The following is a 14,776-nucleotide window of genomic DNA, read 5'->3' on the forward strand; positions in this document are numbered from 1 at the left end:
ATACGCCGGCGGACGAAACCTCGTCGGCCGGCGTGCGCCCTTGGGCGCGTGCGGTTCGTCCATGGTCGGAACGATTTGGGCGGGCAAATAGTGGAAATGCGCGCCCCGCGCAAGAGCCGTCGACGCTTAACCTGATCTACACGCTTTTTGGCCAGAAGCGGAGAGATATGGGGAAATGGGGACAGGACCAATGGCCCAAGCACGTCAGGCCGCAACGGTGAGGAGACGCGGCTCCGCCGTCGTCAACGCGCGACGCGACATCATCACTGGCGGCGTCACCCTCGCGGCGATCCTGCTGTTCGTCGGTACCGGCAGCACCGTGCTGAGCGACGCGGTCAGGCAGATTTCGGGCATGGGCGGCGGCGCCGACCAGGCGCTGGTCGGCACGCTGCTGCTAAACATCGCGCTCATCCTGTTCGGCTGGCGCCGCTACGCCGACCTGTCGCGCGAGGTGAAGGAACGCGGCGCCGCCGAGGAGCGTGCGCGCGAACTCGCCTCGAAAGATCCGCTTACCGGTTTCCTCAATCGCCGTTCGCTGGCGGAATCGGGCGCCGCGATGCTCGCGCGCGCCAATCGTCGGCAAAAATCGGTCGCGATGCTGATGCTCGACCTCGACAATTTCAAGAACGTCAACGACATGCACGGCCATGCCACGGGCGACGCCCTGCTCAAATCGGTGGCTGCCGAGATCGAGAACGCGATGCCGCCGGTGGCACTTTCGGCGCGGCTTGGCGGCGACGAATTCGCCTGCGCCTTCCTGTTCGACCCTTCGAGTCCCGAGGCGGTCAACCGGGTCGCCGAAAAGATCGTTTCGCGCCTCTCGCAACCCTTCGACGCAGCCGGGATCCACACGCATATCAGCGTGTCGGTCGGCGTTGCGCGCTCGGAAAATGATTGCGACACGATCGAGGCGCTGATGCGCCGCGCGGATATCGCGATGTACGCAGCAAAGAATTCGGGTCGCAACCGCTATTGCTGGTTCGACGCATCGATGGAGCGCGCATTGCAGGTGCGCAACGCGATCGAGGCGGGGCTCAGGAGTGGCATCCCCAAGGGTGAGTTCGTGCCCTATTACGAACAGCAGATCGACCTCACCACCGGTCGGCTTCACGGATTCGAGGTGCTCGCGCGCTGGGACAGCCCCACCCAGGGCCTCGTCTCACCCGAACAATTCGTGCCGGTTGCCGAGGAAACGGGCATGATCGGCGACCTGTCGATGTCGATCATCCGTCAGGCGATGGAGCATGGTCGCGACTGGGATCCGTCGCTCACGCTGTCGGTCAACATCTCGCCTGGCCAGCTCAAGGACCCCTGGCTCGCGCAGAAGCTCGTCAAGCTGCTGGTCGAAACGGGCTATCCCGCGCACCGGCTCGAGGTCGAGATCACCGAAAGCTCGCTGTTCGAAAACCTCACGCTCGCACAATCGATCGTCGGCAGCCTCAAGAATCAGGGGATCAAGCTCGCGCTCGATGATTTCGGCACGGGCTACAGTTCACTCGCGCACCTGCGCGCGCTGCCCTTCGATCGCATCAAGGTCGACCGCAGCTTCGTTTCGTCGATCAACGACAACCCCGAAAGCGCCGCGATCGTCAACGCGATCACGCGGCTGGGCGACAGCCTCGGCCTGCCCGTCACCGCCGAAGGGATCGAGGACGCCGAGATCGAGCAGCGCCTGCGCGTGCTGGGTGTTCACAAGGGCCAAGGCTGGCATTTCGGCAAGCCGATGCCGATCAATCAGGTCCGCAAGCTGCTCGCGGACAAGAATCTGCTGCCTGCAGCCTCCCGTCGCACCGAGGCAGTCAAAAAGTGGCGTCAGGCCGGCTGAGCAGTTCAAGCTCCGCGGCGGTGCTTTGCCGGCCAAGCGCCGCGTTGCGTTGCGGAAACCGACCGAAACGGACGATCTGATCGGCGTGGCGCTGCGCAAAGTCGAGCGCCTCGGCGTTGCCCAGTTCGGCGAACAGGCGGACGCAAAGCGCCTGATCGTCGCCATCCTCCGAATGCATGAAGGGCATGTAGAGGAACTGCCGCTCGGTTGGCGCCATCGTCTTGTCCCAGCCCCGCCGGAGCGCCAGCCTCGCCAGATCGCGCGCCAGTGCATCGGTCGCGAAAGCCCTGGCGTCGCCGCGGAACATGTTGCGCGAAAACTGGTCGAACAGGATGACCCCGGCGAGCAGCGCCTCGGGATCGTCACGCCACCCCGCAGCGCCATCGGCCTTCACGCCTGCATGCAGCGCGCCGAAACGCTCCGTGATTTCGCGATCGAGCGCATCATCTTTGGCAAAGCGGCGCTCCGGCGGCGTTTCGATCAGCCAGAAGTCGAGGATTTGACGGGCCCATCTGTGGACTTCGGGGCGGCTCACGCCTAGATCGCGGGTCATGGGCGTACGCTTTCACAAGATGCACGGGCTTGGCAACGATTTCGTCGTGATCGACGCGCGCGTCGCGCCGGTCGCGCTCGATCACGCGCAGGTGCGCGCCATTGCCGACCGGCGCACCGGGGTCGGCTGTGATCAGTTGATCCTTGTGGAGCCCTCCACCGTCGCCGATGCACGGATGCGGATTTTCAACGCCGATGGCGGCGAGGTTGGGGCGTGCGGCAATGCGACGCGCTGCGTCGCACGGCTGCTTGGCGAGGACGTGAAGATCGAGACGCTCGCCGGTATCCTCCACGGCAGGACCAACGGCACCGGTGCCACGATCGACATGGGACTTCCGCGCTTCGACTGGGAGACCATCCCCCTCGCCTATGCGATGGATACGCGCGACATGCCCGTCGGCTGGGACTGTCTCGAGCGGCCCACTGCCGCCAATGTCGGCAATCCGCACGTTATCTTCTTCGTGCCCGACACATATGCCGTGCCACTCGATCGGGTCGGTCCGGTGATCGAGACCGACCCGCTCTTTCCCGAGCGCGTCAACGTCAATGTCGCGACGATCCGCAGCCGCAATGCGATCTCCCTGCGCGTCTGGGAGCGCGGCGTCGGGCTGACGCAGGCGTGCGGCACGGGCGCCTGCGCCACCGCGGTCGCCGCGATCCGGCTCGGTCTGGCCGAGGGTCCGGTGACGGTGACACTACCGGGCGGCGACCTCACCATCGACTGGCGGCGGGGAGACACGATCCGGATGACCGGCCCCGCCACCCATGTCTATTCGGGCGAGATCGATACAGGCTGGCTCGCATGAGCGGCCCCGAAATGATCACCCTCGGCTGCCGGCTCAACATCGCCGAAAGCGAGGCGATCCGCGCGCTTGCGGCCGAGGCGGATGATCTGGTCATCGTCAACAGTTGCGCCGTGACCGCCGAGGCGGTGCGCCAGACGCGCCAGGCGATCCGCCGCGCCAAGCGCGCGCGCCCCGATGCGCGCGTGATTGTCACGGGCTGCGCCGCGCAGATCGAGCCCGAGAGTTTCGCTGCCATGCCCGAGGTATCGCGCGTCATCGGCAATCGCGAGAAGATGACACCGGAGAGCTTCCTCTTCTCTTTCCCCGACGGCCCGACCGAAGTCCGCGTCGCCGACATTATGGCGGTCCGCCAGACCGCGCCACAGCTCGCCTCGGGCTTTGCCGAACATGCGCGCGCCTTTGTCGAGGTGCAGAATGGCTGCGACCATCGCTGTACCTTCTGCGTCATCCCCTATGGCCGCGGCAACAGCCGCTCGGTTCCCGCTGGCGCGGCAATCGACCGGATCAAGGCGCTTGTGGATCAGGGCTATCAGGAGGTGGTGCTGACCGGAGTCGACCTCACCAGCTACGGGCCCGACCTGCCCGGCGGATCGAGCCTCGGCCAGCTCGTTGAGCGGATTCTGCGCCACGTCCCCGCGCTGCGCCGGCTGCGGCTGTCCTCGATGGACTCGGTCGAGATCGATGACCGGCTGTTCGAGCTGCTCGCGCACGAGCCGCGGATCATGCCGCACATCCATCTCTCGCTCCAGGCGGGCGATGACCTGATCCTCAAGCGCATGAAGCGCCGTCATAGCCGCGGACAGGCGGTCGCGATCGTCGAACGGCTGAAGGCCGCCCGGCCCGAAATCGCGATCGGCGCCGACATCATCGCGGGCTTCCCCACCGAGGACGAGGCGATGTTCGAGAATACCCGTGCGCTGATCGATGATTGCGACATCGTGTATGGTCATGTCTTCCCCTATTCGCCGCGCCGCGGCACGCCCGCCGCGCGGATGCCACAGCTTGACCGCGCCGTGATCAAGGATCGCGCGCGACGGTTGCGTGAAACGGCAACGCTGAGGCAAAGGCGCTGGCTCGAATCGCAGACGGGAACGAAACAGAAGGTGCTGATCGAACTGGACGGCCTGTCGGGCCATGCCGAGAACTTCGCGCGCGTACGGCTCGATCCCCGTTTCCGCCGCAACGACACTGGAACGATCATGGACCTCGCAATCACCGGCCTTGACGGGACGACACTGACGGGCGTGCCCGCATGAGCGAGACCCCCTGGCACAGAAAACTGTTCAGCGGCTTCAAACGCACCTCCGACCGGCTCGGCGAGAACCTGACGGGGCTCTTCACCAAATCGGCGCTCGACGAGGCGACGCTCGACGAGATCGAGGAAGCGCTGATCGTCTCGGATCTCGGCCCCGGCATGGCGGCGCGCGTGCGCGAGAGGCTCGCCGACGGCCGCCATGACAAGGACATCGACGAGGCGGGCGTGAAGGCACTTGTCGCGGAGGAGATCGAGAAGGTCCTGATCCCCGTCGCCAGACCGATCGAGATCGAGGCGTTCCCGCGCCCGCAGGTGATCCTCGTCATCGGCGTCAACGGATCGGGCAAGACCACCACGATTGCCAAGCTCGCCCACCTGTTCCAGGAACAGGATTACAGCGTGATGCTCGCCGCGGGTGACACCTTCCGCGCCGCCGCGATCGGCCAGCTCAAGGTCTGGGCGCACCGTATCGGCGTGCCGATCGTCAGCGGCCCCGAGGGGGGCGACGCCGCGGGTATCGTCTATGAAGCGGTCAAGCAGGCGACGGAGATCGGGACCGACGTGCTGATCGTCGACACCGCCGGGCGCCTCCAGAACAAGCGCGAGCTCATGGATGAGCTCGCGAAGATTCGCCGCGTGCTCGGCCGACTCAACCCCGCCTCGCCGCACGACGTCGTGCTCGTGCTCGACGCGACCACGGGGCAGAATGCGCTCTCGCAGATCGAGGTGTTCAAGGAGGTGGCAGGCGTCACCGGCCTGGTGATGACCAAGCTCGACGGCACCGCGCGGGGCGGCGTTCTCGTCGCCGCGGCGGAGAAGTACGGCCTGCCGATCCATGCGATCGGCATCGGCGAAACCATTGACGACCTGCGACCGTTCGAGGCGGCGGAGCTGGCGCGCGCGATTGCGGGAAGCGGAGAATGACAGAGGATACCAGGCAGAAGCAGCATGGGGGGCTCGGCCTCGCGCTCGATTTCGGGCCGCTGCTCATCTTCTTCCTCGCGTACAAGTTCGCGGGCGGCGTCATCATGGGCACGATCGCCTTCATGGTGGCGATCGCGATCGCGGTGCTGGTGTCGAAGCTGAAGCTCGGCAAGGTGTCACCGATGCTTTGGCTTTCGGCGGTGCTCGTGATCGGCTTCGGGACGCTGACCGTCTGGTTCCACGATCCCAAGTTCATCCAGATCAAGCCGACGATCATCTACACGATGTTCGCGGGCACGCTGTTCTTTGGGCTGCTGATCGGCAAGCCACTGCTCAAGGTGCTGCTCCAGGCCGCCTATGACGGGCTTGATGATGCCGGCTGGATGAAGCTCTCGCGCAACTGGGCGATCTTCTTCGCGGCGATGGCGCTGCTCAACGAGGCGATGCGGATGACGCTCGATTTCAACCTGTGGCTCACGCTCAAGGTCTGGGGAATCACCGTCCTGTCGCTGCTCTTCGCGATCGCCAACGTCCCGATGATGATGCGTCACGGCCTCTCGGTCAGCGGCGAGGAAGCCGCCGAGACCGCCCCGCCACAGGGCTGACGCAAATCCTCCCCGGCACGGGGACGTGGCGCGCTTCAGCACGACGGAGGGGCTGCCACCGGATTCCGGCCCAGCCCCTCCACCATGCTCCGCATGGTCCCCCTCCCCGTTTTCGGGGAGGATTTTGATTACTGCGCCTGATCCGCGCGGCTCGCGCCTTCGCCGTCGAGATTCTGCTCGATGAAGTCCCAGTTGATCAGGTTGGCGAGCACCGCATCAAGATAATTGGGGCGCGCGTTGCGATAATCGACATAATAGGCGTGCTCCCACACATCGAGCGTGAGCAGTGGCTTGACGTCGTCATAAACCACCGGCGTATCGGCATCGTGGAGCGAGGTGACCGCCAGCTTGCCGCCCTTGAGCACGAGCCAGCCCCAGCCCGAGCCGAAATGGCCGACCGATTCCTCCTTGAGCTTGGCGATCAGCGCGTCGGTCGAGCCGAAAGCCTCGTCGATCATCGCCTGCAGCTTTGCCGAAGGCTTGCCACTCTTGGGGCTCAGGCACTGCCAGAAAAAGCTGTGGTTCCAGATCTGCGCGGCATTGTTGAATAAGCCCTTGTCGCCGTCCTTCTTCGCCTTTTCGATGACCTGGAGCAGGCTGAGGCCGGCGAGCTTCTTTTCGTCGATCCAGCCATTGACCTTGTCGACATAGGCCTTGTGGTGCTTGCCGTGGTGATAGTCGAAGGTCTCGGCCGACATATGCGGCTCGAGCGCGTCCTTGGGATAAGGGAGATCGGGAAGCTGGAAGGGCATGATTCACCTCTTGGGGGGTTGAAAACGCGCCCTCCTAACGCATCAGCAACAAATTGGTCTCCCAACTTTGCCTGCCGGCGCGATCAATTTTTTCGATCAGGACCCCTTGGGCTTCACCTGGTATCGCGCCAGTTCGCGGATGGGCGGTTCCCACTTGGGCGCGATCTCGACCGCCATGCGCAGATCATTGTAGGCCTGCCGGATATTCCCCGCCATTTCATTGGCGAGGCCGCGTGCGTAATAGGCGATCTCGGGCCGGCGCGTCTTCTTCTCTAGCGCGACATCGAACAGCGGCAGCGATTCCCGCCAGCGGTCCTCGGTCCTGAACAGCGTCAGTGCCTTGTTGAGATAGGCTTCGGGCTCTTCGGGATCGAGTTTGGTTGCCTGATCGAAATCTTCGATCGCCGTGCCGTAATCGCCCAGCTGCAGATACAGAATGCCACGATTGACATGGGTCGCCACGATATCGTCGGGCGTCAGCGCCTCGGTCTGGAGCGCCTCTGTGCAGCCGTCGATCGCAAGGCGGCTGGGCCTTTGGTTTTCGGCGTCCAGATAGCATTGGCGGGCCATACCGCCCCCGATCACCATTTTCGAAGCTAGCGCCGGAGACCCCAGGCAGGCGATGATCACGATCGCCGGGATGGCCGACTTCCATGCATAGCGCATGACGTCCTCCTCTCCTGTTATCGCCGCGAATATAGCAGCTTTCGCCCGGGTCGGCGAATTCAGAGCAACTCGTGCCGCTTCAACGCGTGACGCAGCTGATCATAACTGAGATTGAGCGCCTTGGCGGTCGCGCGCTGGTTGAAGCGGTGTCGCGCGAGCGTCGCCTCGAGAATTTGGCGCTCATGCGCCTCGACCGCCTGTTTCAGGTCATTTACCGCATGCGGTTCGATCTGCGACGGGGGGACAGGTGCCTCGGGCCGCTCGGCCGCCGGCGCAACCTCTGCCCGCGCGCCGGGCATGGCCCGAGGCCGCCAGGGTGACGCAAAGGGATCGAAGGTGATCGTATCTACCGGCCGCTCGGGATCGGCCCAGCGATAGACCGCGCGCTCGACGACATTGCGCAGTTCACGGACATTGCCGGGCCAGTCATGCGCGACCAGCATCGCCGAGGCCGTTTCGGAAAAGCCGGGCCAATAGGGCCAGTCGAGCTCGGCCGCCATCCGGCGCGCGAAATGGTCGGCAAGCACGGGCACGTCACCTTCGCGCGCACGTAGCGGCGGCAGCGTCAGTACCTCGAAGCTCAGCCGGTCGAGCAGGTCGGCGCGAAACCGTCCCTCTTCGACCAGTCCGGGCAGGTGCTCGTTGGTGGCCGCGACGATACGGACGTCGACGCGGACGGGATGGCTCGAACCGATCCGCGTCACCTCGCCATATTCGATGGCACGCAGCAGCCGTTCCTGCGCCGCCATCGAGAGCGTGCCGAGTTCGTCGAGGAAGAGCGTGCCGCCATCGGCCTCCTCGAAGCGGCCCTGCCGCGCGCGCATCGCGCCGGTGAACGCGCCCTGCTCGTGGCCGAAGAGTTCGGTCTCGATCAGCGTTTCGGGAAGCGCGGCGCAGTTCATAATGACGAGCGGGCCGTCCCAGCGAGGGCTGAGGCGGTGGAGGCGCTCGGCGACAAGCTCCTTGCCAGTGCCGCGCTCGCCGATGACGAGCACCGGGCGGTTGAGCGCAGCTGCGCGGCTGGTGCGTTCGACCGAGTCGAGAAAGGCGGTCGATTGACCGAGAAAGGCGTTATCACGATCCATGGCCGAGACTTAGTGAAATTTCCCAATTCTTGGCAATGAAAAATGGTGCAAACGGAACGCATAATGAGCAAAATCGACAGAATTTCGCCATTTTTCAAAATTGGCATGCCTCCTGCAAAGATTGGAGCAACTCAGTGACGCATAGCAACTCAGGCCAAGATTCAGGGAGACCCACAATGAACATCACCAACAGCAAGTTTGGCAGCACCATGACCGCCATCGTTTGCACCGTCCTGTTCAGCGCCACCTGTGTGTTGAGCGCAGTCGGCCCCGCCCGGGCGGCGGACAAGGCCGATGCCCCTACCCCCGTCGTCCGGACCTTTGCCTGACGACACAACCCGCCGGGGCGGAAACCCCTTGCTCCGCCCCGGCGCCCCCTTCGGATCCGCCAAGAATTTCATCTCAGGAGTTATAAAATGGGCATCTTCTCACGAACCCGCGACATCATCGCCGCCAATGTCACCGACCTGCTCGACAAGGCGGAAGACCCGGCGAAGATGGTCCGCATGATCATCCTGGAGATGGAAGAGACGCTGGTTGAGGTCCGCGCCTCCGCCGCCCGCACGATCGCCGATCAGAAGGAAATGCGCCGTCACATCGTCAAGCTCGACAAGCTTCAGGAAAGCTGGACCGAAAAGGCCGAGCTGGCGCTGTCCAAGGATCGCGAGGACCTGGCCAAGGCCGCGCTGGTCGAGAAGCAGAAGGCCGCCGACATGTCCGAGCAGCTCCAGAGCGAGATCACGGTGCTGGACGACGCGCTGCGCGCCGCGGAAGAGGATATCTCGAAGCTGCAGGCCAAGCTGCGCGAGGCCCGCGCGCGCCAGAACTCGATCGTCGCCCGCCTGGAAAGCGCGCACACCCGCGCCAAGGTCCGCGAAGCCTATGCCGGCCAGAAGGTCGAAGAGGCGTTCTCGCGCTTCGACCTGCTCGAACGCCGCGTTGACCTGGCCGAAGGCCGCGCCGACTCGCTGCAGCTGGGCGCGCCGCAGAAGACGCTCGAGGAAGAGATCGCCGAGCTGCGTTCTTCAGAGAAGGTCGAGGCTGAACTTGCCGCGCTGAAGGCCAAGGCTGCCGGTTCGGAGGGCTGATACGATGGAAGACACGCTTGTCCCCATCATCGTCGTCGGCATCCTGTTCATCGGAATGCCCTGGATCATCCTCCACTACGTGACCCAATGGAAAAGGGGTGCCAGCATCACGCGCGAGGATGAAAACCTGCTCGACGAGCTTCACGACACCGCGCGGCGGCTCGAGGAGCGGTTGAACACCGTCGAACGGATCATCACCGCCGATAATCCCAACTGGAAATCGGGCGACATCGAAGGCCCGACCACCATCACCCGGCTGGAACAGCGCCGCTGACCGGCGCTCCACCATCAAACGCATCGCACAGGGAGAGACCGAAAATGTCCGCGAGCCGCACAAAATTCTACCTCGACAAGCAGAACGCCAAGTGGCTGGGCGTCTGCTCGGGGATCGCCGATTACACCGGCGTCGACGTCACCTGGGTCCGCATCGGCACCGTGCTGCTGACGCTGGCGGGTGGCTTCCCCTGGACGCTGATCGCCTATTGGGTCGCGGCCTGGGTCGCCAATCCCAAACCGCTGGGACTCTATGAAAGCGCCGAGGACGCCAAATTCTGGCAAGGCGTGCGCCAGTCGCCCGCGCGAACCACGCGCGATGTTCGCGCCAAGTTCCGCGACATCGACCGGCGCCTGGCGGATGTCGAGCTCTACTATACGAGCCGTAACACGCGTCTCGCCGATGAAATCGACAGCCTGCGTTAAGCAAGTGCCTGTCAACAGGGAGGAAAACAATGTTTCAGGGACCGGGTTTCATCGTCGCGATCGTCGCGATCTGCATGGGGGGCTGGTTGCTCTCCACCTGGATCAGGGCGAAGCACGGCTATCCGATCGAGAACGAATGGGGCGGCACCGTTGATCGAAAAGACCCCGACGCTGATCGAAAAATCGAGCTTCTTTCGCACGAAAACGAGCAGTTGAAGGGCCAGATCACACGGCTTGAGGAGCGCATCGCGGTGCTTGAGCGGATCGCCACCGACCCCGCCGACCGGACCGCCCGCGAAATCGACGCATTGCGCTGAACATGACAGCCCTGGGAGCAATAGGATGACGTCGACCACCTTTCTTCTCTTCTTCGTGATCGTGGTGGGAATCCCCGTAATCGGAGGCATTGGCGCCAGCATCTTCCGGCACTGGATCAAGCTGAAGGAAAAGCAGCTTGACCACGCAGCGGCAATGGCAGCCGACAAGGCTGCGGCGCAGGCCGCCCATATAGACCGGCTGGAACAGCGCGTCCGCGTCCTCGAACGCATAGCGACCGAGGGCAACGCGACGCTCGCACAAGAAATCGAACTGCTCCGCGACGAGCGGCTCAACTAAGGGATTGAGTGGAAAATGAACGAGAAGCTGACATTCATTCAGGGCCTCTTCCCCCTGATCGCGATCATGGGCGTAGCCGGTGTGGCGGGATGGGTCATCACTACCTGGCTCCGCATCAAAAACGGCTATCCGCTCGACGGCGCATGGGGTCAGGCGGTCTATCCGAGGAAGAACGAAGAGGCGATCGAGCGCGTGAAGCTGCTGACGCAGGAAAACGCGCAGCTTCGCGCCGAGATTGGATCGATCAAGGACCGGCTCGCTAATGTCGAGCGGATCGTGACCGATGAAGCCCATACGCTGACGCGCGAAATCGAAACGCTGCGCGGCAAGAGCAACTGATTGAGATTTGACGGTTCAGGGAGACAGTAAATGTTCGACAATCCTTTCTCGATGGTCGTGGCGATCGTCTTCATCGTCACCATCGGCGGCATCCTCCGCGCCCGGTACAAGGTGGGCAAGGACTGGAAGGGCAATGACATGGTCCTTCACGATCCCGACACCCAACGCCTGCGTGACGAGGTGAAGGCATTGAAGGAAAGGGTTGCGGTGCTCGAAAGGCTCGCGACCGACAACACCAGCGCGCTCGACCGGGAGATCGAGAAACTGCGCGAACGGGACCGGGCCTGACGCCCGGCCCCGCCAGGATGGGGAAAAACAATGACCGACCCGACTTTCTACCTGACCATCGCGCTTTCCGCGCTCGCGGGGATCGGCATGGTAACGGCGGCGGCGCTGCGTGGATGGCGCGGCTGGCTTGACCTCAAGCGCGCTGAACTTCAGCAGGCCCGGCTCGAGGCGCAGCCGACTACGGCGGGCTCACGCATCGAGATCGCGGATCTGAAGGAACGGATTCGCAAGCTCGAAGCCATCGCCGCCGGCGTCGAGCTTTGAGCGCCGAACCCAAGGCGGCGGGCATGTTCGGCTGGGCGGAGCGCCGCCCTGCCCCACGCGCTGCTCAGGTTTCGTGCGACGCAAGTTCCTACCGTCATTGCGAGGAGCGTAGCGACGAAGCAATCAAGCCCCTGACGTCCGGCATGGATTGCTTCGCTGCGCTCGCAATGCCGGCCAACCAGACCGAAAGACGCTAGACCGCCCCTTGCATGCCCTGCTAGCGCGCACGACATGACCGTTGTGAACGCCATTACCGAAATCCAGGAAGAGTATGAATTCCTCGACGCCGACGATCGCTATCGGCTGCTGATCGAGCTCGGCCGCGCGCTCGAGGACATGCCCGACGCGCTCAAGACCGACGCCACGCTGGTGCGCGGATGTTCGGCGGCGGTGTGGGTGTATCCGACACGCATCGAGGACGGGCGCCTGCACTTTCTGGCCGACAGCAACGCGGCGATCACCAAGGGGATCATCGCGCTCATTCTCCAGATCGTTCAGGATCGGACACCCGCCGAGCTGCTCGAACTCAGCGTCGAGGACGCGCTGGAGCCTTTCGACCTCCGGAACCAGCTCAGTTCCAACCGTACGCAGGGCATTCCCAACATGATCGCGCTGATCCGCCAGACCGCCGAGCGCTACGCCACCTGATCCTCATTGGCGTCCTGATCCTCATTGGCGTCGGCTAGCGGCCCGCCGGGCCTGATTTCCGCATTGCGCAACTCCATCCGGCGCGCCTGCCGCGCGAGCGCGATCCAGCGTTTGGCCGCGATGACGAAGCGGAGCCGGACGTTGGGGAGTGGCGAAGCCTGCGCCTCGGCGAGCGCGCGCGATGCGTGCTCCGCATAGACCTGGCTCTGCGCCAGCGGCGAAGTGTCGGGGGATGATCCGGAATCTGGCATCGCCGCTCCCGCAAAGAGGAGGGCCATCCCGGGTCGCAAAGGATGGCCCGCCCTCCCGTGGTCATGCCCCCGGGTCAATTGGGGCGCCGCGAAACTGGCACAGCCTGCGCTGATCCCGATTAACCTCGATCAAGCCGCTCAAAATTATTCTGCCTTAGTTGCGCTTCTGGCGATACCACTGGCTGCGATGGCACCCGGCGGGCATCCGTGCGTTGTCGAAACGATTGAAACCCATAGCTGCGGAAAGGGCCGATCTTGATCGAGGTGACCGCGAAATTCCTCGAACGCCGCCGACGCGATCGCTTGTCGGAAGCGGAAAAGCAGGCGCTGGAGGACGCCGTCGCCGAAGTGCGTACGCTTCCCGCGCGCCATGTGCTCGTGCGCCAGGGCGATATCGTGACGCGCAGCACGTTGCTGGTCGAGGGGTTCATGTGCCGCTATATGGACGGGCGCGACGGGCAACGGCAGCTCGTGGCGTTGCATGTGCCCGGCGATTTCGTAGACCTCCACGGCTTTCCGCTCGAGCAGCTCGACCATGATGTCGCCACGCTCTCAGCGGCGAAGGTGGCGACGTTTTCGCGCGATACCTTGCTGACCCTCACGCGCAATCATCCACACCTCATGCGGATGCTGTGGTTCAGCACGCTGCTCGACGCCGCGATGCACCGCGAATGGATCTTCAGTCTCGGCCGGCTGGGGGCACTGGGACGCGTCGCGCACTTTTTCTGCGAGGTATATGTTCGCCTGCATCTGGTCGGGTTGTCCGCCGATTACCGTTTCAAACTGCCGATCACGCAATCGGATATCGCCGAGGCGTGCGGGCTGACCCCCGTGCATGTGAACCGCGTGCTGCGTCAATTGCGCGACGAGGGGGTGCTCGAATTCCGGGGGGGCGCCGTGCACATCGGCGACTGGCAGCGACTCAGGCAATATGGCGATTTCGACGACGCCTATCTCTATGTCGACGGCACGCCCGACTAACGACGGCGCACATGATCTAGATTAGTGCGCGCGCGTCGCTCCCTGCCTAAAACGCCGAAATCGCGGGAGAGACGCCGTGCACCGAATCGACGACCACGATTATTATCTGCGCCGCGAACGTGAGGAGCGCCGGCTGGCGCACGCGACTCGCGACCAGTGCGTGCGCAAGATCCATATCCGCTTCGCCGATGAATATGCGCGCCGTGCCAAGCGGATCGCGCCGTATTGATGCGCTAATCCTTCGCCAGCTCCAGCTCTGCCAGGATATCCGCGATTTCGGTTCCCGGCCTGACCAGCAGCCATTCATGCGGGTGGCGGCCATCGACCACCGTCACCGCGTGCCTGGGGCAGACGCCGAGGCACTTGACCTCGACGACGCCCGCTGCGGCCTTGCGCCCCTTCTTGCCGCCGATTTCCTTCTTGAGCGCTTTGGCGAGCGGCGTCTTGCCCTTGGGTCCGAAGCCCCCGCGCTGACGCTTCGAGCATTTCCGGCAGACGAGCAGGGCGGTTTCCCAATTGGATCGGACGTGGCGCGTCAACGCGGGCGCCGCTCCTCGGCCCTGCGGAGCACCTCGAACGCGGCCTGGATCGCCTGGAAGCGCACCGCGGCCGCGGCGTCGCCGGGCTTCACATCGGGGTGATTTTCCTTGGCGAGCCTGCGCCACGCCTTTTTCACGGCCTCGAAATCGGCATCGTCGTCGAGCTCGAGCGCCTTGAGCGCATGAAGCTCGTCGCGCGAGCGGCTGCCGTCGCCCGGGCCGCCCCAGCCATAGTGCTGCGCTTCCTTGAAGCCGGAGAAATCGGCGCGCTCGCGCGCCTCGCGCGCCGCTGCCTCCTCGGCGGTAAGCCCCGCGAAATAGTCCCAGTTGCTGTTATATTCGGCGGCGTGCTGCTCGCAGAAATACCAGCGCTCGGGGCTGTTGGGCGCCTTGGGCGCGGGGCGGTCGCCGGGCTTGTCGCACCCGTGCCGGTCGCACAGCCGCACCTTCGTCGCCTCGCGCGTCGCTTCATAGCCGCGCCAGCGGGGAAAACCCCAGTCATAGGATCGGGAGGAACGGGCCATTGCAGCCTACATAATGGCACGTTCGCCTTGCACAAGCGCGAAGCGGCGACACGGACTCGGCTTCGCGGCG

24 protein-coding genes are annotated in these 14,776 nt (G+C 64.3%); 17 read left to right on the forward strand and 7 right to left on the reverse strand.

Annotated features, from left to right (window positions below; genetic code table 11):
* Positions 1-190 precede the first annotated feature (190 nt).
* On the forward strand, positions 191-1,825 hold the full coding sequence (locus tag AC3WJD_RS01790; protein ID WP_492743957.1) for a putative bifunctional diguanylate cyclase/phosphodiesterase: 1,635 nt from the start codon (positions 191-193) through the stop codon (positions 1,823-1,825).
* Here AC3WJD_RS01790 and AC3WJD_RS01795 read toward each other — a convergent pair.
* Entirely contained in the window at positions 1,800-2,378 is a 579-nt protein-coding gene (locus AC3WJD_RS01795) for a DUF924 family protein (RefSeq protein ID WP_492743959.1), read from the reverse strand. The genes AC3WJD_RS01790 and AC3WJD_RS01795 overlap by 26 nt on opposite strands.
* Here AC3WJD_RS01795 and dapF point away from each other — a divergent pair.
* Genes dapF through ispZ form a run of 4 tightly spaced genes read left to right on the forward strand, consistent with a single transcriptional unit; the run spans position 2,377 to position 5,967 of the window.
* Complete coding sequence (dapF, locus tag AC3WJD_RS01800; protein WP_492743960.1) at positions 2,377-3,183, forward strand: diaminopimelate epimerase; 807 nt, start codon at positions 2,377-2,379, stop codon at positions 3,181-3,183. The two genes, AC3WJD_RS01795 and dapF, sit on opposite strands and share 2 nt — an antisense overlap.
* Positions 3,180-4,439 carry a tRNA (N(6)-L-threonylcarbamoyladenosine(37)-C(2))-methylthiotransferase MtaB gene (gene mtaB / locus AC3WJD_RS01805; RefSeq protein WP_492743962.1) on the forward strand — a complete coding sequence of 420 codons (1,260 nt, stop codon included), beginning with the start codon at positions 3,180-3,182 and terminating at the stop codon, positions 4,437-4,439. The genes dapF and mtaB overlap by 4 nt, the downstream gene beginning before the upstream one ends.
* A complete protein-coding gene (ftsY, locus tag AC3WJD_RS01810) occupies positions 4,436-5,362 on the forward strand; it encodes a signal recognition particle-docking protein FtsY (protein ID WP_492743964.1) in 927 nt (308 codons plus the stop codon). Before mtaB ends, ftsY begins: the two co-directional genes overlap by 4 nt.
* Positions 5,359-5,967 carry a septation protein IspZ gene (ispZ, locus tag AC3WJD_RS01815; protein ID WP_492743966.1) on the forward strand — a complete coding sequence of 203 codons (609 nt, stop codon included), beginning with the start codon at positions 5,359-5,361 and terminating at the stop codon, positions 5,965-5,967. Before ftsY ends, ispZ begins: the two co-directional genes overlap by 4 nt.
* 128 nt (positions 5,968-6,095) lie before the next feature.
* Here ispZ and AC3WJD_RS01820 read toward each other — a convergent pair whose 3' ends face one another.
* The 3 genes from AC3WJD_RS01820 to pspF form a co-directional block, all read right to left on the reverse strand.
* A complete protein-coding gene (locus AC3WJD_RS01820) occupies positions 6,096-6,719 on the reverse strand; it encodes a superoxide dismutase (RefSeq protein ID WP_492743968.1) in 624 nt (207 codons plus the stop codon).
* 96 nt (positions 6,720-6,815) lie between these two features.
* Complete coding sequence (locus tag AC3WJD_RS01825; protein WP_492743969.1) at positions 6,816-7,385, reverse strand: tetratricopeptide repeat protein; 570 nt, start codon at positions 7,383-7,385, stop codon at positions 6,816-6,818.
* Positions 7,386-7,444: 59 nt separating this feature from the next.
* Entirely contained in the window at positions 7,445-8,470 is a 1,026-nt protein-coding gene (gene pspF / locus AC3WJD_RS01830; protein WP_492743971.1) for a phage shock protein operon transcriptional activator, read from the reverse strand.
* Positions 8,471-8,646: 176 nt separating this feature from the next.
* On the opposite strand from pspF, the gene AC3WJD_RS01835 reads away from it, so the two are divergent.
* The 10 genes from AC3WJD_RS01835 (at position 8,647) to AC3WJD_RS01880 (ending at position 12,411) form a co-directional block, all read left to right on the forward strand.
* Complete coding sequence (locus tag AC3WJD_RS01835; RefSeq protein ID WP_492743973.1) at positions 8,647-8,799, forward strand: hypothetical protein; 153 nt, start codon at positions 8,647-8,649, stop codon at positions 8,797-8,799.
* 87 nt (positions 8,800-8,886) lie between these two features.
* A complete protein-coding gene (pspA, locus tag AC3WJD_RS01840) occupies positions 8,887-9,558 on the forward strand; it encodes a phage shock protein PspA (RefSeq protein ID WP_492743975.1) in 672 nt (223 codons plus the stop codon).
* Between the two features lie 4 nt (positions 9,559-9,562).
* Positions 9,563-9,832 (forward strand): envelope stress response membrane protein PspB, encoded by a 270-nt coding sequence (gene pspB, locus AC3WJD_RS01845; protein WP_492743977.1) that lies wholly within the window; start codon positions 9,563-9,565, stop codon positions 9,830-9,832.
* A gap of 44 nt (positions 9,833-9,876) precedes the next feature.
* A complete protein-coding gene (gene pspC, locus AC3WJD_RS01850; RefSeq protein WP_241631325.1) occupies positions 9,877-10,257 on the forward strand; it encodes an envelope stress response membrane protein PspC in 381 nt (126 codons plus the stop codon).
* Between the two features lie 29 nt (positions 10,258-10,286).
* Entirely contained in the window at positions 10,287-10,574 is a 288-nt protein-coding gene (locus AC3WJD_RS01855) for a hypothetical protein (RefSeq protein WP_492743981.1), read from the forward strand.
* Positions 10,575-10,599: 25 nt separating this feature from the next.
* Entirely contained in the window at positions 10,600-10,872 is a 273-nt protein-coding gene (locus AC3WJD_RS01860; protein ID WP_492743983.1) for a hypothetical protein, read from the forward strand.
* A 66-nt stretch (positions 10,873-10,938) separates the two neighbouring features.
* A complete protein-coding gene (locus AC3WJD_RS01865; protein WP_492744090.1) occupies positions 10,939-11,211 on the forward strand; it encodes a hypothetical protein in 273 nt (90 codons plus the stop codon).
* Between the two features lie 30 nt (positions 11,212-11,241).
* A complete protein-coding gene (locus AC3WJD_RS01870) occupies positions 11,242-11,499 on the forward strand; it encodes a hypothetical protein (RefSeq protein ID WP_492743984.1) in 258 nt (85 codons plus the stop codon).
* 30 nt (positions 11,500-11,529) lie between these two features.
* Complete coding sequence (locus AC3WJD_RS01875) at positions 11,530-11,763, forward strand: hypothetical protein (protein ID WP_492743985.1); 234 nt, start codon at positions 11,530-11,532, stop codon at positions 11,761-11,763.
* Between the two features lie 231 nt (positions 11,764-11,994).
* Positions 11,995-12,411, forward strand: a complete 417-nt coding sequence (locus tag AC3WJD_RS01880) for a SufE family protein (RefSeq protein ID WP_492743986.1) — start codon at positions 11,995-11,997, stop codon at positions 12,409-12,411.
* Here AC3WJD_RS01880 and AC3WJD_RS01885 read toward each other — a convergent pair.
* Positions 12,399-12,662, reverse strand: coding sequence for a hypothetical protein (locus AC3WJD_RS01885; protein ID WP_492743988.1), 264 nt, complete (start codon positions 12,660-12,662; stop codon positions 12,399-12,401). The two genes, AC3WJD_RS01880 and AC3WJD_RS01885, sit on opposite strands and share 13 nt — an antisense overlap.
* A gap of 255 nt (positions 12,663-12,917) precedes the next feature.
* Between AC3WJD_RS01885 and AC3WJD_RS01890 the strand changes: the two genes are divergently transcribed.
* Both AC3WJD_RS01890 and AC3WJD_RS01895 read left to right on the forward strand, forming a co-directional pair.
* Positions 12,918-13,643 (forward strand): Crp/Fnr family transcriptional regulator, encoded by a 726-nt coding sequence (locus AC3WJD_RS01890; protein WP_492743989.1) that lies wholly within the window; start codon positions 12,918-12,920, stop codon positions 13,641-13,643.
* 76 nt (positions 13,644-13,719) lie between these two features.
* Entirely contained in the window at positions 13,720-13,872 is a 153-nt protein-coding gene (locus tag AC3WJD_RS01895) for a hypothetical protein (RefSeq protein ID WP_492743991.1), read from the forward strand.
* Positions 13,873-13,876: 4 nt separating this feature from the next.
* Here AC3WJD_RS01895 and AC3WJD_RS01900 read toward each other — a convergent pair whose 3' ends face one another.
* Together AC3WJD_RS01900 and AC3WJD_RS01905 are read right to left on the reverse strand one after the other, a co-directional pair.
* Complete coding sequence (locus AC3WJD_RS01900) at positions 13,877-14,182, reverse strand: hypothetical protein (RefSeq protein WP_492743993.1); 306 nt, start codon at positions 14,180-14,182, stop codon at positions 13,877-13,879.
* Entirely contained in the window at positions 14,179-14,706 is a 528-nt protein-coding gene (locus tag AC3WJD_RS01905; protein ID WP_492743995.1) for a J domain-containing protein, read from the reverse strand. The genes AC3WJD_RS01900 and AC3WJD_RS01905 overlap by 4 nt, the downstream gene beginning before the upstream one ends.
* Positions 14,707-14,776: the final 70 nt, after the last annotated feature.

It is taken from the genome of Sphingobium sp. FW306-1B-F04DB (genome assembly GCF_058781925.1).

What these genes read in the sequence shown, in the direction of transcription:
- AC3WJD_RS01790 (WP_492743957.1), top strand. Translation starts at nt 191, where the DNA reads ATGGCCCAAGCACGTCAGGCCGCAACGGTGAGGAGACGCGGCTCCGCC.
- dapF (WP_492743960.1), top strand. Translation starts at nt 2,377, where the DNA reads ATGGGCGTACGCTTTCACAAGATGCACGGGCTTGGCAACGATTTCGTC.
- AC3WJD_RS01795 (WP_492743959.1), bottom strand. Translation starts at nt 2,378, where the DNA reads ATGACCCGCGATCTAGGCGTGAGCCGCCCCGAAGTCCACAGATGGGCC.
- mtaB (WP_492743962.1), top strand. Translation starts at nt 3,180, where the DNA reads ATGAGCGGCCCCGAAATGATCACCCTCGGCTGCCGGCTCAACATCGCC.
- ftsY (WP_492743964.1), top strand. Translation starts at nt 4,436, where the DNA reads ATGAGCGAGACCCCCTGGCACAGAAAACTGTTCAGCGGCTTCAAACGC.
- ispZ (WP_492743966.1), top strand. Translation starts at nt 5,359, where the DNA reads ATGACAGAGGATACCAGGCAGAAGCAGCATGGGGGGCTCGGCCTCGCG.
- AC3WJD_RS01820 (WP_492743968.1), bottom strand. Translation starts at nt 6,719, where the DNA reads ATGCCCTTCCAGCTTCCCGATCTCCCTTATCCCAAGGACGCGCTCGAG.
- AC3WJD_RS01825 (WP_492743969.1), bottom strand. Translation starts at nt 7,385, where the DNA reads ATGCGCTATGCATGGAAGTCGGCCATCCCGGCGATCGTGATCATCGCC.
- pspF (WP_492743971.1), bottom strand. Translation starts at nt 8,470, where the DNA reads ATGGATCGTGATAACGCCTTTCTCGGTCAATCGACCGCCTTTCTCGAC.
- AC3WJD_RS01835 (WP_492743973.1), top strand. Translation starts at nt 8,647, where the DNA reads ATGAACATCACCAACAGCAAGTTTGGCAGCACCATGACCGCCATCGTT.
- pspA (WP_492743975.1), top strand. Translation starts at nt 8,887, where the DNA reads ATGGGCATCTTCTCACGAACCCGCGACATCATCGCCGCCAATGTCACC.
- pspB (WP_492743977.1), top strand. Translation starts at nt 9,563, where the DNA reads ATGGAAGACACGCTTGTCCCCATCATCGTCGTCGGCATCCTGTTCATC.
- pspC (WP_241631325.1), top strand. Translation starts at nt 9,877, where the DNA reads ATGTCCGCGAGCCGCACAAAATTCTACCTCGACAAGCAGAACGCCAAG.
- AC3WJD_RS01855 (WP_492743981.1), top strand. Translation starts at nt 10,287, where the DNA reads ATGTTTCAGGGACCGGGTTTCATCGTCGCGATCGTCGCGATCTGCATG.
- AC3WJD_RS01860 (WP_492743983.1), top strand. Translation starts at nt 10,600, where the DNA reads ATGACGTCGACCACCTTTCTTCTCTTCTTCGTGATCGTGGTGGGAATC.
- AC3WJD_RS01865 (WP_492744090.1), top strand. Translation starts at nt 10,939, where the DNA reads ATGGGCGTAGCCGGTGTGGCGGGATGGGTCATCACTACCTGGCTCCGC.
- AC3WJD_RS01870 (WP_492743984.1), top strand. Translation starts at nt 11,242, where the DNA reads ATGTTCGACAATCCTTTCTCGATGGTCGTGGCGATCGTCTTCATCGTC.
- AC3WJD_RS01875 (WP_492743985.1), top strand. Translation starts at nt 11,530, where the DNA reads ATGACCGACCCGACTTTCTACCTGACCATCGCGCTTTCCGCGCTCGCG.
- AC3WJD_RS01880 (WP_492743986.1), top strand. Translation starts at nt 11,995, where the DNA reads ATGACCGTTGTGAACGCCATTACCGAAATCCAGGAAGAGTATGAATTC.
- AC3WJD_RS01885 (WP_492743988.1), bottom strand. Translation starts at nt 12,662, where the DNA reads ATGCCAGATTCCGGATCATCCCCCGACACTTCGCCGCTGGCGCAGAGC.
- AC3WJD_RS01905 (WP_492743995.1), bottom strand. Translation starts at nt 14,706, where the DNA reads ATGGCCCGTTCCTCCCGATCCTATGACTGGGGTTTTCCCCGCTGGCGC.